Source organism: Janthinobacterium sp. TPC_1, assembly GCF_056037845.1.
Genome location: NZ_CP195157.1, coordinates 4,094,380 through 4,110,485, shown reverse-complemented (window position 1 = coordinate 4,110,485; position 16,106 = coordinate 4,094,380). Strand labels below are relative to the sequence as shown.

The 16,106-nt window shown below is 67.4% G+C and carries 8 protein-coding genes; 1 reads left to right on the top strand and 7 read right to left on the bottom strand.

The genetic code is table 11. From position 1 onward, the window contains the following. Positions 1–5: 5 nt before the first annotated feature. Entirely contained in the window at positions 6–1,946 is a 1,941-nt protein-coding gene (locus ACQVLG_RS20140) for a methyl-accepting chemotaxis protein (protein WP_474290771.1), read from the bottom strand. A 198-nt stretch (positions 1,947–2,144) separates the two neighbouring features. Here ACQVLG_RS20140 and ACQVLG_RS20135 point away from each other — a divergent pair, with 198 nt between their 5' ends. Then, complete coding sequence (locus ACQVLG_RS20135) at positions 2,145–2,807, top strand: thiol:disulfide interchange protein DsbA/DsbL (RefSeq protein ID WP_474290770.1); 663 nt, start codon at positions 2,145–2,147, stop codon at positions 2,805–2,807. A gap of 1 nt (position 2,808) precedes the next feature. Here the strand turns inward: ACQVLG_RS20135 and recD are convergent, their stop codons facing one another. The 6 genes from recD to ACQVLG_RS20105 all read right to left on the bottom strand — a co-directional run bounded on the left by recD (position 2,809) and on the right by ACQVLG_RS20105 (position 16,015). Further along, entirely contained in the window at positions 2,809–4,767 is a 1,959-nt protein-coding gene (gene recD, locus ACQVLG_RS20130) for an exodeoxyribonuclease V subunit alpha (RefSeq protein ID WP_474290769.1), read from the bottom strand. Beyond that, positions 4,757–8,338 (bottom strand): exodeoxyribonuclease V subunit beta, encoded by a 3,582-nt coding sequence (gene recB, locus ACQVLG_RS20125; protein ID WP_474290768.1) that lies wholly within the window; start codon positions 8,336–8,338, stop codon positions 4,757–4,759. The genes recD and recB overlap by 11 nt, the downstream gene beginning before the upstream one ends. 102 nt (positions 8,339–8,440) lie before the next feature. After that, positions 8,441–11,875 (bottom strand): exodeoxyribonuclease V subunit gamma, encoded by a 3,435-nt coding sequence (gene recC / locus ACQVLG_RS20120; protein ID WP_474290767.1) that lies wholly within the window; start codon positions 11,873–11,875, stop codon positions 8,441–8,443. A gap of 75 nt (positions 11,876–11,950) precedes the next feature. After that, positions 11,951–12,772: a response regulator gene (locus tag ACQVLG_RS20115; RefSeq protein WP_474290766.1), complete on the bottom strand. Its 822-nt coding sequence runs from the start codon at positions 12,770–12,772 to the stop codon at positions 11,951–11,953. Then, complete coding sequence (locus tag ACQVLG_RS20110) at positions 12,760–14,982, bottom strand: CHASE domain-containing protein (protein ID WP_474290765.1); 2,223 nt, start codon at positions 14,980–14,982, stop codon at positions 12,760–12,762. Before ACQVLG_RS20110 ends, ACQVLG_RS20115 begins: the two co-directional genes overlap by 13 nt. A gap of 142 nt (positions 14,983–15,124) precedes the next feature. Then, positions 15,125–16,015, bottom strand: coding sequence for a LysR family transcriptional regulator (locus ACQVLG_RS20105; protein ID WP_474295735.1), 891 nt, complete (start codon positions 16,013–16,015; stop codon positions 15,125–15,127). Between the last annotated feature and the right edge of the window lie 91 nt (positions 16,016–16,106).

The window sequence follows — 16,106 nt, the reverse complement described above, 5'->3', positions numbered from 1 at the left end:
GCTGCTTAGAACGTTTCCCACTCCTCGCTCGCTTCCGGCTTGCGCTGCGCCGCGGCCCTGGACGCTGGCGCCTGCGCGATGCGCGCCGGAGCCGGCGCGCGCGCCACGGGCCTTGCGGCATGCGGCACGGCCGCCGGAGCCTGCCCGTCATCGAGCTTGAACACGCCCACCACCTGCGCCAGGGTGCTGGCCTGGTCTTGCAGGCTTTCCGCCGCGGCGGCCGCCTCTTCCACCAGGGCCGCGTTCTGCTGCGTCACCTGGTCCATTTGCGCGATCGCCTGGTTCACCTGTTCGATGCCAGAGCTTTGCTCGACGCTGGCGGCCGTGATCTCGCCCATGATGTCGGTCACGCGGCGCACGCTGTCGTCGACGATTTCCTGCATCGTCGCCCCCGCCTCGTCGACCAGGCGCGCGCCCGAATCGACCTTGCCCACCGAATCGTCGATCAGCAGCTTGATTTCCTTTGCCGCCCCCGCGGAGCGCTGGGCGAGGCTGCGCACTTCCGTCGCCACCACGGCAAAGCCGCGTCCCTGCTCGCCCGCGCGCGCCGCTTCCACGGCCGCATTCAGGGCCAGGATATTCGTCTGGAAGGCGATGCCATCGATGACGCTGATGATGTCGACGATCTTCTTCGACGAATCATTGATCGAGGCCATGGTGTCGACCACCTGCGCCACCACCTGCCCGCCCTTGCTGGCCACGCCGGACGCCGATTGCGCCATCTGGTTGGCCTGGCGCGCATTGTCCGCGTTCTGCTTGACGGTGGACGTCAGCTCTTCCATCGAGGCGGCCGTCTCTTCCAGCGAGCTCGCTTGCTGTTCCGTGCGCGACGACAGGTCCTGGTTGCCGGCGGCGATTTCCGACGACGATACCTTGACCGATTCGCTGGCCGTGCGGATTTTCACGAGCACGGCGGCGATCTTGTCGATGAAGCGGTTGAAGGCATCCGCGATCTGCGCCAGTTCATCCACGCCGGAAGCGTCGAGGCGGCGCGTCAGGTCGCCCTCGCCCGAGGCGATGTCGTCGAGCGCGTCGCGCACCAGTTCCAGGCGCTTGAGCATTTTAAAGACCAGCAGCGACAGCAGCACCGCCGCCAGCCCCGTCAGCAGCACGGCCGTGACGGTGGCCGTCGTCAGCATCGTCTGCAAGGCTTGCATGGCTTCCTGCTGGTCCAGCACCACGGCCAGCAGCCAGTCGGTACCGGCCACGCGCGTCACATACAGCATGCCGTCGCGGTCATTCAGGCGCACGGCCTCGCTCTGGCGTGCGCTTTCCAGGCGGTTCACCTGCGCGGCCGACAGCGCCGCATCGAGTTTCGCCACCGGCTGCAGGCTCAGTTCCTTGTCCGCATGGGCGATGATGGTGCCGCTCTGGTCGACGAGGAAGGCAAAGCTGTGCGGCGTCGGCTTGATCGCCACCACGTTGGCGATCACCGTATCGAGCAGCACGTCCGCGCCCGCCACGCCCAGCAGCGCCTCTTTCGGCCCGACGGGCGCCGTAAACGACACCACCAGCTTGTGGCTGGCCGCGTCCACGTACGGCGGCGTCAGCATCGGCACGCCCGCCTTGACGGTGTCCGTGTACCAGGCACGCGCCGTGGGATCGAAATCGGCCGGACGGCCCGGATGGGTAAACACGGAGCGCTTGTCCGCGTAGCCGATGAACACCTCCGCAAAATCGCCGGCCTTTTCCGCAATCTGGAAGGCGCGCAGCGGATCGGGCGTCTCGGCCGACATCACGACGGATGCCATGACCTTTTTCTTGCCGTCGACCCATTGCGCCAGCACGGCCGACTGGCTTTGCAGCAGCTGCTGCATCTGCTGGTCGGCCGACGCCAGCATGCTGTTGCGCGTAGTGACGTAGTTGGCGACCGACAAGGCCAGCATGGACAGCACGACGATGGAAACGCAAATGAGCACCAGACGCGTGCGCAACGATGAAAACATGGTGTACTCCTTGTGGTGATTTTTATGGTGTGAACCAGCGGCTGAGCCACGCACACTCTGCTGCCATTTTCACACAAAAATCGGAACGATATTATTCAATATTCGGAATAATAAGCATTTATTACATCAAAGCAACACCATCAGACGTTGACGCTCTACAACGATTGCCTCATAGTCAATCTTTTCAAAGGAGCTTCCATGCGTTTGCACCACGTCGTCCTGGCCTGCGCCAGCTTCGCCATCTCCAGCGCCTTCGCCTCGCCGCAAGCGCCCGTGCCTGACAAGGAATACCAGGTGCTGGCCACGCCGCAGCCCGTGCAGGCGGCGCCGGGCAAGGTGGAAGTGATCGAGTTTTTCATGTACCACTGCCCCGCCTGCAACGCGCTGGAGCCGGGCCTGGCGCGCTGGCTCAAGGAAAATGCCGCCACGGTGTCGTTCCGCCGCATCCATTTGCCGCACACGCCGGCAAACGATCCGGAAGCGCATCTGTTCCTGACCCTGGAAGCGCTGAAGAAGGAAGAGACGCTGCACGCGCAAGTCATGCACACCTGGCATGTGGAGCGCAAACGCCTCGCCAGCGACAGCGACAACCTCGATTGGGCGCTGAAAAATGGCCTGGACAAGGCGACCTTCGAAGGCGCCTACCAGTCGTTTGGCGTGCAGACCAGGCTGAAAAATCTGCCCCGCCTGTCCGCCGGCTACCAGGTCGACAGCACGCCCACCCTGATCGTGGGCGGGCGCTACCTGACCAATCCATCGCTGGTCGCCGGCGCCAACCCGGGCTTGCCGCGCCAGGACGTGGAGCAAGCCACCCTGCAAGTGGTGCAGGCGCTGGTGGCCAAGGCGAAGCTGGCGAAATAAATCAGCCGATCAAGCCCCGCAGCCCGCTGGCGCGCTGCGTGCGGCGCAGGATCGCGTCGAACAGCACCGCCTGCGTGGGCGAAACGAGGGTGAAGAAATCGCGGGCGCGCGTGATGCCCGTGTAGACCAGTTCGCGCGCCAGCATGGCGCCGCCCTCCTGCGGCAGCACCAGCACAGTATGGCGGAATTCCGAACCCTGCGACTTGTGCACCGTCATGGCGAACGCCGTTTCCACGTGGCGCAAACGCGTGGCCAGCACGCTGCGCACATTATCCCCTTCCAGGAAGTACACGCGCAATGATCCCGGCCGCGCAGGGTCGTGCAAGGTCAGGCCGATGTCGCCATTGAACACGCCCGTGCCGTAGTCGTTGCGCGTGACCATCACGGGACGGCCCACATACCACTCGCTGCGGCGTATCAGCCCTTCCTTTTCCAGCCGCAGCTCGATGGCCGTGTTCAGGCCCGCCACGCCCCACTCGCCTTCGCGCACGGCGCACAGGATGCGGAACGACTCGAAAGCGTGCAGCACGGCGCGCACCCAGTCGTCATGCCGCGCGTACGCCGCCTCGCCGGCATGCACCAGCGCCAGGTAGGGCTGATAGCCGCCCGGCGCATCAGGACGTCCGCGCAAGGCCAGGCGCAGCACGTCTTCCTGCTGCGCCGGCACGCTCCACGCCAGCTGGCCGCCGCTGTCGGCGGCAAAACACGCCTTGGCCAGATCGGGCCTGCCGCCATTCACGGCCAGCGCCAGTTCGCCGATCGGACCGCTGAAACGGTGGCTGTGGCGCAGCATCACCGTCTGCTGCGCCAGCGCGCCGGCGCTCCCCGCAAAAGCGGCGGGAATGGCTACGCCGCTGGCCGCCTGCGCATACGCGATGGTATCCCCCGTGTAGCCGCCCGCCTGCGCGTCGTGGCACAAGTCGCCCAGCACGGCGCCCGCCTCCACGGACGCCAATTGATCCTTGTCGCCCAACAGGATCAGGATCGCCGTGGGCGGCAAGGCGTCGAGCACGGACGCCATCATTTCCAGGTGCACCATCGACGCTTCATCGACGATCAGCACGTCGACGTCGAGCTGATTGCCCGCGTGGTGGGCAAAGGCGCGCGTGTCAGGCCGCGCGCCCAGCAAACTATGCAGGGTGCGCGCCGCGCCCATGCGCCGCGCCAGTTCCAGCAGGGGCAGCGCGCCGCCCGCCTTGGCCGCCAGGCCTTCGAGCGCCTTGTCGATCGACTGTTTTAATCGCGCGGCCGCCTTGCCCGTGGGCGCGGCCAGCGCGATGCGCAGCTGCTCCGGCTGCGGCGAGACGGCAAACAGCAAGGTCAGCAAACTGGCCACCGTGTACGTCTTGCCCGTGCCCGGGCCGCCCGTGATGATGGCCACCTTGCCGCGCAGGGCAACGGCGCACGCCACCTTTTGCCAGTCCGGGCCACCATCCTGCGTGGGCTGGTCGAACAGGATATCGAGCCATTGCCGCACCTGCGCCAGCGGCGGATTCGTCAAATCCTGCGCCCGCACGGCGATCTTTTCACCGACCAGTGTCTCGTCGCGCCAGTAGCGGCGCAGGTACAGGCGGTCGCCGTCGAGCACCAGCGGCTGTTTCACGTCGGGCGCACCGACGCGCCACACCTGCGGCGCGCCGGCCAGCAGCGCGTGCCAGCCGGCGGCGCTGTCCGGCAGCGGGCCGGAAACGGCCAGCACGCCATGCCACAATTCCTCGCTCCAGCCCAGCAGCTGCGACGGTTCGCTGGCCAGGTCCGCCAGCATCAGGCAGCTGTGGCCCCGCCCTTCCAGCTCGGACAGCACCACGCACGCGACGGCGACGGCGGGCGCATGCGGCGCCCCCTCGTCCAGGCTGGCAATGAAGCGGGCAAAGGCGGCGCTCAGGCGGCGCAGATGGCCATCCCCGGCGATGCCGTCGACATGGGTAAACAAAGCGTCCGTCTGCGCGTCATGCTGCATGGTGTTCCGTTTCTTCTAACAGTTGATCGAGGCCGTCCAGCAGTTCCAGCTGCGGCGCCAGCCAGTAGCAGCCATGCGTGTCCGCGTTCGCTATGCCGCGCAGGAGGACAGAAGATGCGCCGCCCAGGTGTTCGGCCGGGTCGTAGGCGTCGCCAAGCCGGCTTTTCAGCAGCCGGTGCAGGGCCAGCATGTAGATGGCACCCTGGATGTCGTAGCGGTGCTGCGCCATGCCGGCCGCCAGCGCCTGCGTGTGGTAGGCGGCGTCGCTGGCGCCCAGCGCGTTCGACTTATAGTCGAGCACCCAGTAGCGCCCCTCCCTTTCGATGACCAGGTCGGCAAAGCCTTTCAGCATGCCGTGCAGCTGGCGCCGCGGCAGCACGGGACGCGGCGCGCCGTCGAGCAGCAAGCGCGTGCACAGCTGGTCGAGCGCGCCCGTGGACAAATGCTCGCTGGGGAACCAGAACTCCATCTCGGACAGGGTGCTGTCCAGCTGCGACAGCGATGCATCGAGCAGCGGCAGCGGCGTGACGGCAATTTCCCGGAGCCAGGCGATGGCGTCTTCCTGGCGGTGGCCCCAGCCAGCCCGTTCGCAGCGCGCGGCCAGGCGCGTGTCGAAATTGGCATCGTGGACGCCGTCAAAGCCTTCGCTGCCCATCCACTCGAGCTGCTCGTGCAGGAAATTACCGGGCACGGAACCGCGCGGGAAGCGGTGCCAGGGCGCGTCGCCCATAGGCGTCGGCGCGGCCACTGCCACAGCCGTGCCATCTTCCAGCAGGGTCTCTTCCAGCGCCCGCTGCGGCACGTGCGCGGCCGCCACGGCGCCGATCTGGCGCGTCAGCGAGGTAAAGCTGCCCACCGACCAGTCGCGCTCGAATTCGCCCGTGAACACGGGCGCGGGACGCAGCTCGGGACGCCGCTCGATGCGGTCGAGCACCGTGCAGGCATCGGGCTGCGCCAGGGAACTCACGTAGATGGCGTCGCAATCGCCCGCCACCTGCTGCCAGCGCAGAAGCAGCTGCTCCGCCGGCAGCTTGTCGCCGCCCGTCAGCAAATAGCCGAGCGCCGATTCGTGCAGGGTGTTCTCGCCCGCCTTGCGCGCCGCCTGGGCGGCCACGCCCAGCCACAAAAAGTGGCGCGCGCGCGTCAGGGCCACGTACAGCAGGCGCAGGTCTTCCTCGATGCGCGCCTCTTCGACCGCCGCCATGGCTTCGTCGGACAAAGACAGGTCGAGGCGGCGTTCGCCATCCTCGCCCGCATACTCGAAGAAGCTGCGGTTGCGTTTATCCACCTTGCGCGCCGTGACGGCGAACGGCAGATACACGAGCGGGTATTCGAGACCCTTGGATTTGTGCACGGTGATGACCTTGACCAGCTCCGCATCGCTTTCCAGGCGCAGCACGCGCTCGTCGCCGCCCTCGCCTTCGCCGGCGATCTGCTCGGCCAGCCAGCGTATCAGCGCCTGCTCGCCATCGAGCTGGCGGCTGGCCGATTGCAGCAATTCGGCCAGGTGCAGCAGATTCGTCAGCCGCCGCTCGCCGCCCGTCTGCTGCAGCAGCATGGCGGGCAATTGCAGTTCGTGGATGAAGCGGCGCAGCATGGCCAGCACGCCCTGGCGCTGCCAGATCAGGTGCAGGGCCTTCAATTGCTCGACCCGGCGCTCCCACTCCAGTTCATCGCTCGACAGGCGCGCCAGCTCGCCCAGCGACAGGCCGATGGTGCGCGTGGCAAACGCGGCGCGCGCCAGGCCGCCGTCGAGCGGGTTGGCCAGCGCCGCCAGCCAGCGCAGCACGTCGGCAGCTTCCTCGCTGTCGACGACGGAATCCTTGTCGGACAGGTAGACGCTGGCGACCCGGCGGCGCGCCAGCGCGCGTCGGATGGCCGCCGCTTCCTTGCGGTCGCGCACGAGGATGGCGATATCGGCCGGCTGCAGGCGCGTAAAACCGTCGGGGCCGTCGAAACCGGCTTGCGCATCGCCCAGCATGGCGACGATGTGCTCCGCGCAATGCTGCGCGAAATACTCGCGGTAGCCGTCGCCGCGCAGCCCTTCATCGCTGGCGCAGGCGGCCAGCAGCGCCGGCAGCGGGCCGCCGGCGTTCACCAGCCATTCGTCGCGGCCCTTGGCGTCGACGGCCTCGAACGGCAGCGGATTCTCACCGTTTTTGCGGTAGCGGAAGGCGCCGGCCGGCACTTCGGCGCGCTCGGCGTGCAGGAACAGCTGGTTGACGGCCGCCACCAGGGGCGCCGTCGAGCGGTAATTGGTGCCCAGCTGGTAGTGGCGGCCCGTGGTGGCGCGCCGCGCCGCCAGGTAGCTCTGGATATCGGCGCCGCGAAAGCCGTAGATCGACTGTTTCGGATCGCCGATCAGGAACAATCCTTGCGCGGGATCATTCTCCGCAATGCGGTACAGCAAATTGAAGATCTGATACTGTGCAGGCGCCGTATCCTGGAATTCATCGACCATGGCCAGCGGATACTGGTCGACGATGCGCTGGCGCAGCGCCGCGCCATTCTCGCCGGCCAGCGCGTCGTGCAGGCGCTGCAGCATGTCGGCAAAGCCGAACTGGCGCGACTGGCGTTTTAACTGATCCATGCGCCGCGCGATGGCCGCCGCCGCATGCAGATGCAGCTTGTGCGCCAGCGGCGTAATGGCCGCCAGGGCCGTCCCCAGCGCTTCCGTATGTTCGAAGCACTCGGGCACTTGCGCCGTGAAACTCTTGGCGAACGCATCCTCGATGCCGAACGGCGTCAGGCGCTCCCACGCCTTGGCCGTGATGGCGGGCAGCAGCAACAGCGGATCCTGCGCCCAGCGGCGCAAGCCGTCGAACCACTTTGCCAGGTTCTCCGGCTTCATCTTGACGCCGTTAAAACACTTGGGATTGGCGGCGCGGTGGTCGTTGATCCACACGGCCATCTGCTCCGTGCGCTCGACCCAGCCCGCCTTCAGGGTGGCCAGCTGCGCGGCCAGCGCCCGCTGTTCGCGCGCGATCAGGACCGATAAGGGCTCATCGTCGGCCATCTGCATGCTGCCGGCGCGGCGCGCCAGTTCGCGCGCGCCCTTCTTCAGCGCGCCGACGTCGGACCAGCAGGCCAGCAGCAGCACGTCGAGCGCCTGCGGTGCCAGCGGATAGACTTGCTGGCGCCAGTAATCGTGGGCCGCATCCTCGAACAGGGCTTGTTCGTCGCTGACCAGTTCTTCGTCGAACAGGCTGCCGCTGTCGAACGCGTGCTCGCGCAGCATGCGCTGGCACCAGGCGTCGATGGTGAAGATGGCCGCTTCATCCATCGTCTCGGCGGCCAGCATCAGCCGGTGCGCGGCCTTTTGCCGTTCGCTCTCGTCAGGATAGGATTCGAGCAAGGCGTCGAGAAACGGGTCGCCGCCGCCGGATTCAATGCCAGATTCGTGGCGAAAATAGGCGGCCGCCTCGATCAGGCGCTCGCGCACGCGGTTCGACAATTCGCGCGTGGCGGCGCGGGTAAACGTCATCACGAGGATGTCGGCCGGCAGCAGCGGGCGGGTAAAAGCCGTGCCTTCGCCGCCGTGGCCCACGCCGTGACCAAGTACGAGGCGCACGTACAGCGCGGCGATGGTCCAGGTCTTGCCGGTGCCCGGCGGACGCCTCGATCAGGCGCGAGCCGTGCAGGGGAAATTCCAGGGGGTTGAGCAGATGGCTCGTCATTGTTCTTCTCCCGCGCCATCATCGGGCGCGCTGATCGGGTCGATCGTAATGTGTTGTTGCAGCCAGTCGGCCAGCGGGCCATACAGCTCGCGCGTGCAGTCTTCCCACGCTTCTTCAAGCGCCAGCGCGGAAAACTCGGGCCACAGGCGCGCCAGGCACAGTTCATCGCGCTCGCCAGACAGTTCAAAACCGCCGTCATACACGGCGCGCGGGTCGCCCTGCTGCACCAGCGCCAGGCCCGTCTTGCACGCCGTGGGCAGCGGATGGTTCATGCCTTCGCGCCACAGCGCCAGCAGGGTCGCCAGCGCGTCGCGCGAACTGGCCGGATCGAGCGGCGCCATGCTGACGATGGCGTCGCGCGCCACCAGGTAGCCGGTGACGGGGAAGCCGAGGGCGGCGGCGGCCAGCTGGCGCAGCCACATCAGCATCAGCTTGTCGCCGCGCGCCAGGCCGCCCTTGTCCGTCACTTTCGAGGAAATCTGCATCAGCCAGGCCGTCTCCTGCCCGTTGCTGCGCAATTTGTCGAGCCAGTCGTCGATCTGCAGCTCGCCAAACGGCAGGTTGATGGCGCGCTTGTCGGCCGCGTACGGGAACGAGGCACGCAGCGACAGCCATGCGCTGCGCACGGGCACCAGCGCCTCGACCAGCTGCGCCTGCACCTGCCGGCCGATCAGGCCGATGGGCAGCACGCCTTCGCGCGCCAGTTTCCCTGCCCGCGCTTCCAGGCTGGCGCGCACGTCGTCCAGCGCTTCGACGGCACCGCCGTCATCGAGCATGGTGTCTTCCAGCAGATAGCGCTCGAGCGCATTCAGGCCGAACGGCTCCTCATCCTCGCCCAGCATGGCCGCGTCGGCAAAATACACGCTCAGGCGGCGGCGAAAGAAGTACTTGACGGGCTGGCGCAAAAAGCTGGCCAGTTCGCCCAGCTTCAGGCGCGTGCCGGGATCGAGTTCGTAAGGGCCCAGCGGCAGCGCGGCGGCCTGCATGTCCGCATCCGCCGCATCGGCATCGGTATGGACTACGCGCCATTCGCGCGCATAGGTGAGCAGGCCGCCCGCCTCGAAATAGCGGCGGCTGAACGGCTGCAGCGCGTGTTCGGTGGTGAGCGACGCCAGGTGCCGGTCCAGCGACCAGCCGGCGGCCAGGTAGTCGCGCAGCTGCGACACCAGCACGGACGGCGGCTGTTCGGAATTGTCGCGCACATTGCGCCCCACCCAGCTCACGTACAGTTTGTCGCGCGCGGCCAGCAAGGCTTCGAGCATCAAGTAGCGGTCGTCGTCGCGGCGCGAGCGGTCGCCCGGGCGCGCCATGCCGGGCAGCGCCAGCAGGTCGAAATCGGCCTTTGGCGCGCGGCGCGGGAAATCGCCATCGTTCATGCCCAGCAGGCATACCACGCGGAACGGCACGGCGCGCATCGGCATCAGGGTGCAGAAGGTCACGCCGCCGGAGACGAATTGATGGTTCAGGGTCGGCTCGTCCAGCGCGCCCAGCCACGCCACGCGCAGCACCGACAAGGGCACCTGCTCGACAAAGCCCGCGTGTTCGCAGGTTTCCAGCCAGCCTTGCAAGGCGCCTTCCAGCTGCGCCAGGGTCAAACGGTCGCCTTCGTCGTCGGCGTCAAAGAAGGCCGCCAGCAGCGCGCGCGCCTGTTCGCCCCATTCGGCCGGCGTGCGCGCGCCGGCCAGCACGGTGCGCCAGTGCAGCAGCGCCTCGACCAGCTGCGCCAGCGAGCCCGCCAGCGCCGCATCGAGGCCGCCCACTTCCGCATACGGCTCGATGCCGCCAAAGCTGGCGCCATCGCCGCTGGCATAGCCAAGCAGCATGCGCCGCACGCCGAAGATCCACGCATTCTGTTCCCCGGCCGCGCCCAGTCCCAGGCCGGCGCGGTGCGCCTGGTCCAGGCCCCAGCGCACGCCCGCCCCTTCGATCCAGGCGCCCAGTGTGGCCAGGTCGTCCGGCTGCAGGCCAAAGCGGGCGGCCAGCGCGGGCACGTCGAGCAGGTCGCGCACTTCGCTCTGGCGACAGCGCTGCTGCGGCAGCTGCAGCAGCCACTCGAGCGCGACGAGCAGCGGGTTGACGCTGCGGTCCTTCACGTCGCCGATCTCGAACGGGATGAAACGCTCGTCGTTGCGCCGGTACTGGCCGAAGACGGCGTGGATGGCAGCCGTAAACGTGTCGATGTCGGGCACCATCACCACCACGTCGCGCGGACGCAAGCCCGTCTCGGCGCTGTGCGCGAACATGGCCAGCAACTGGTCGTGCAGCACTTCCACTTCGCGCTGCACGCTGTGCGCCACGTGAAATTCGATCGAGCGGTCGCCGGCGCCGGGCGGCGTTTGCTCATGTTCGGCCAGCGGGCGCAGTTCGCGGATGGCCACCTGCACCTGCTGCAGCAGGGTTTCGCCCGTTTCCTCGCCAAACAGGTCGATGCGCAGGCTGTCGTCGCGCCCTTCGGCTTGCGCGTGTTCGTCGAATTCGTCGAGCATGCGGATGAAATCGCGCCCTTGCCTGCCCCAGCTGGCCAGCAGCGGATGGCTGTGCGCATGCAGTTCTTCCAGCGGAATCTGCGCCAGGTCGGTGCCGTTGCGCTGCCGCTGGCGCTTGTTTTCCGCGCGCAGCAGGTCGCGCCCGTCGATGATGTCGCCCCAGTAAAACTGGCACGGATTCGGCACGGCCAGCACCACCTGGGTGTGGCGCGCCAGCGCGGCGAGCGCCTGCAAGGTCTGGTACGGCAGGGCCGACACGCCGAACAGCACCACCCTGCGCGGCAGCTTGCCGGCGGGTGCATCGCCGGCGGCGATCGCCGCCAGGAAGGCGTCGTGGATGTCGGCGCGGCCCGTGTCGCGCTCGAAAGCCTCGACATCGGCCGCCACGGCGCGCCACAACTGCGCCTGCCAGCGCTGGTCTTCCTTCAGTGCGATGGCTTCATTGCGGGCCGTGCGCAACTGGTCGCGCCCCGCTGCCCAGTCGGCCAGCCAGTCGGCGCGGTAGACCTGGTACTGGTCGAACAGATCGGCCAGGCGCTCGGCCAGCTGCAGCCGGCGTTCGCTATCGCCATCGGCCAGGAAGTAGCGCAGCGGCGCAAACACGGGGTCGGCCAGCAGCGACGGCAACAGGCGCATCAAACGCCAGGTCAGCGGGGATTTATCGAAAGGCGACACGCGCGGCACGCGCTCGTGCCCCAGCATGCCACGGTAGCTTTCCCACAGCAGGCGCGCCGGCAGCGCGATGCGCGTGGCGGCGCATACGCCCATTTCCTCGGCCAGGGCGATCTTCAGCCACTCGGCCACGCCGTTCGACTGCACCAGGAAGATATCCGTTTCCAGCGGTGCCAGCGGGTGCTGGCGCAGCCACTGGAAGACGGCGGCGCGCAGCTGTTCCAGCTGGTTGCCATGCAGGATGAGGAGGCCGGGCGTGACGGGAGTATGCATGCTGATCCGATGGGTTGCCGCGCCTGCGGCCGGGTGGCCGCAGACGTCAAACGCATATTATCGCCGCTGCCTGCGTCAGGGAGCGTCGCTGGCGGCAAATTCCATGGAAATTTGTTCCGCCACCTGCGCCAGCGCCGGCCCGAGCGCCGTCAGCAAGGCGCGCGCCTGCTGCAGGTCGCCGCCCCGGCGCAAGCCTTCGATCGACGTGCACAGGCCGGCAAAGGCATGGGCGCCCACGGCCAGCGCCGACGATTTGCTGCGGTGGCCCAGGTCGGCCAGCCGTCCCAGGTCTTCCAGCGCCATGGCTTGCTCCATTTCGGCGATGCCGTCGCGCGCCGTGTCGAGAAACAGCTGGGTGTACTTGCGCATCTTCACTGCATCATTGCTGAACGTGAGCGCCAGCGTGGCCAGGTCGAGGATGGCCGTGTCGCGCGGCTCCGGCGAGGCGTCCGACGGCGGCGTTTTCGGCACGGCCACCAGCCTGTCGCCCGCGCGCGCATGGCCGATGCCTCCGCGCAAGCGGAACCATTTCGCCAGCAGGTGAAACAGCAGATTCGGGGCGATCGGCTTGGTCACGAATTCATCCATGCCCGCCGCCAGGCAGCGGGCGCGGTCTTCGCTGCCCGCATTGGCCGTCATGGCGATCACCAGCAGGCCGGCTAGCTGCGGGTCGGCGCGGATGCGGCGCGTCGCCTCGAAGCCATCCATCTCCGGCATCTGCACGTCCATCAGCACGCAATCGTAGCGCCGATGAGCCAGCAATTCCAGCGCTTCGCGGCCATTGCAGGCGACGCAGACGGTGGCGCCGGCGTCTTCCAGCAATTCGCAGCCCACCTGCTGGCTGAAGACGTTGTCTTCCACCAGCAGGATGGACGCGCCGCGTATCACCCCCAGCACTTCCGGCTCCACCTCGGCGATGCGCTCGTCGCTGGCCTGCGCGCTTTTCTCCAGGCGCGCCGTGAACCAGAAGGTGCTGCCCAGGCCCGGCTGGCTGTGTACACGCCCACCTTGCCGCCCATCAACTCCACCAGTTGCTTGCTGATCACCAGCCCCAGGCCGCTGCCGCCATACTTGCGCGTGGTCGACGGGTCGGCCTGGTGGAAGGAACGGAACAGCTGCGCCACCTCTTCCTGGTTCATGCCGATGCCCCGGTCCTGCACCTCGAAGCGCAGCATGCTGTGGCTGGCGCGCTCCTCGGACTGGCGCACGCGCACGAAGATGCTGCCATTGTCGGAAAACTTGATGGCGTTGCTGGCCAGGTTCAGCAAGACCTGTTCCAGGCGCAGCGGGTCGCCGCGCCAGCGCTGCGGCAGCTCCGGCGCGATATCGAACTGCAGGGCCAGGCCCTTGACGGCGGCCGCATCGCCGAGCTGGCTGGCGATGTTCGCCAGCAGGGTGTCGAGACGGAAGTCCAGCACCTCCAGCTCCAGCTTGCCCGCCTCGATCTTGGAAAAATCGAGGATGTCATTGATCAGGCCCAGCAAGTGCTGGCCCGAATGGAAGATTTTCTGCAGATAGTCGCGCTGGCGCGCATCGGCCACCGATTTCAGCGCCAGGTGCGCCATGCCGATGATGCTGTTCATCGGCGTGCGGATTTCATGGCTCATGTTCGACAGGAAGTCGCTCTTGGCCTGGCTGGCCGCGTCGGCCTGCTCCTTCAGGCGGTGCAGTTCCGTCACGTCGGTGGACAGGCCGATCAGGCCCGTGACGGGACCGGGCAAGCCCAGCGGCACCTTCACGCTCCACAGGTGATGCACCTGGCCCTGCGCATCGACGAAGCGCTCCTCGCCGACGAACTTGGCGCCGCTGTCGAACACCTGGCGTTCGGTCAGCTGCGCGGCGGCGGCCGCATCGCCGAGCATCAATTCACCATCCTGACGGCCGATCAGCTGCTCCGCCGGGCGGCCCAGTATCTTCGCCGTGCGCGCATTCACGTAGCGGTAGCGCAGGTCGGCGTCCTTCATGTAGACATAGGCGTCGACGCTGTCGAGCACCGTGTCGAGCAGGGTGCGCTGCGCCACCGCGCTGCGGCGCGAACGGTACAGGGTAAAGATATAGCCATAACCGAGCAGCGTGCCGGCCACGCCGACGGCCAGCGCCAGCCACGGGAAATAGCGGTCGAAAGGGCTGTACAGCTCCGCCTTGCGCACGCGGAAATGGGCTTTCCACAGGCCGCCCTGGTAAGCCACGGGCAGCACCTGGTCGAAATACGCGGCATCGCTGCCCGGTTGCGGCGGCGGCGCCGCCAGGTCGCCATCGTCGTTGAACAGCAGCCGGTCCTGCGGCGTAATGGCCAGGGTCCCGCTGGCCGGCAACGGGTCTGCGGCGCTGTACAGGGTCAGGTGCAGCGGTTCCAGGGCGCTGCGTTCGAGCGCGCTGTGCACCAGCTGGGCCACGCCGAAGCCGATGCCGACGGAGCCCTGGTAGGCGGCGCGGCGCTCGGCCACGCTGCCCTGCGGCATGCCGTTGCGGTACACGGGCAGGCGCATGCCCAGGCCCACGTGCGCGGGCGGCCCCTTGATCATGATCACCTGCCCCGACGCGCTGACCTCGCCGCTGTCGCGCGCCTGCGCCAAGGACTGGGCCACCAGCGGGTTGGCGCCGATATCGACGCCCATGCGCTCGCCCAGCAGGGAATCGGGCTCCAGGTAAGTGAGCACCGTGTATTCCGGCCGCTCGCCGGGCGGGCGGAGGGTGAAATCGGGATAGCCGCGCGGTGCCAGACTGGTGTCGCGGCGCACGGCCTCGATGAAGGCGGCGCGCTGCGCCGATGGGACGGCCACCGCGTAGTTGACCGATTCGATGGCGGGAAACTGGCGCGCGATATCGAGGCCGGCCACGTAATCGTGGAACTGGCGGCGCGTCAGATGCTCGCTGGTGCGGAACAGGGCTTCGAGGCCGCGCAGCAGGTCGGAATAGCTTTTTACGCGCGTGATCAGGCTATGCTGGGCGCCATGCGTGAGATTGTCGAAACGCTGTTCGGCGTCGTCATTGACCGTGCGCGCCGCGCCCGCATACAGCGCGCCGCCCACCGCCAAGGCCAGCAGCAAGCCACCCGCCCAGATTCTGATACCCGCTGCCGTCCCGCCCTTGCTCAAAGTGTGCATTGTCGATCGCTTATTCCGGTTTCCTCGAATGTGCGGCGCCCCGCCGCCCAGCAAGTACGAGGATACTATCAAAGCTCATGCCCGACGCATCTGTGCATGAAAAAAAGGGCGCATGATAGTTACCCTGGAAAACACCTGGCGCCTAGGCCCCCTGCAGCGCCCCGGCCAGGAAGTCGCAGAAAGCGCGCACCTTTTCCTGCACGTGGCGTCCATCGGGCATCAAGGCATACACGCCGCGCCTGGCCATGGCGTGCGACGGCAGCACGCGCACCAGGGCGCCGCTGGCCAGCAGCGGCGCGGCGACGAACGACGGCAGCGCACCGACGCCGATGCCGGCCACCAGCATGTCGGCCAGCAACAGGCTGCTGTCGGCGGAAAAGCGCACGGGCAGCACGATGCTGCTCGCCCCTTCCGGCCCGGCCAGCTGCCAGACGCCGGGACTGTCGGCCAGCCGGTAGGCCAGGCAGTCGTGGCCGTGCAGATCCTGCGCCTGGCCTGGCGTGCCACGCCGGGCGAGGTAGGCCGGCGCTGCGCAGATCATTTGCTCGACGTCGCCCAGGCGGCGCGCCACCAGGGTCGAATCGGCCAGCGCGGCGCGGATGCGCAGCGACACGTCGTAGCCTTCGCCCACCACGTCGCGCAGGCGGTCGTCCAGGGTCATCTCGATCTTGACGTCCGGATAACGGGTCATGAAGTCCGGCAGCAGCGGCGACAGCACCTTCAGGCCAAACGACAGCGGCGCATTCACGCGCAACCGCCCTGCCACCTTGCCGGCGCAGCCGCGCGTGGCCAATTCCAGCGCGTCGATTTCATCGAGCAGGCGGCAGCATTCAAGATAGTAGGCACGCCCGCCGTCCGACAGGCTCATGCGCCGCGTCGTGCGCACCAGCAGCACGGTACCCAGGCGCGCTTCGAGCTGGCGCACCTGCTTGCTGATGGCGGCCGCCGACTGGTGCAAGTCCAGCGCCGCCTTGCTGAAGCTGTCGCGCTCGACCACCTTGCGAAACACGCGCATGTGCGCGAGAACATCCATCATTCTTTCCTTCCAGTTGAATATCTTATTATTTTATCGCTGATTATCATTGAAATGAAAAACAATATGATGGTTGCTTCTTTCTTTCGCT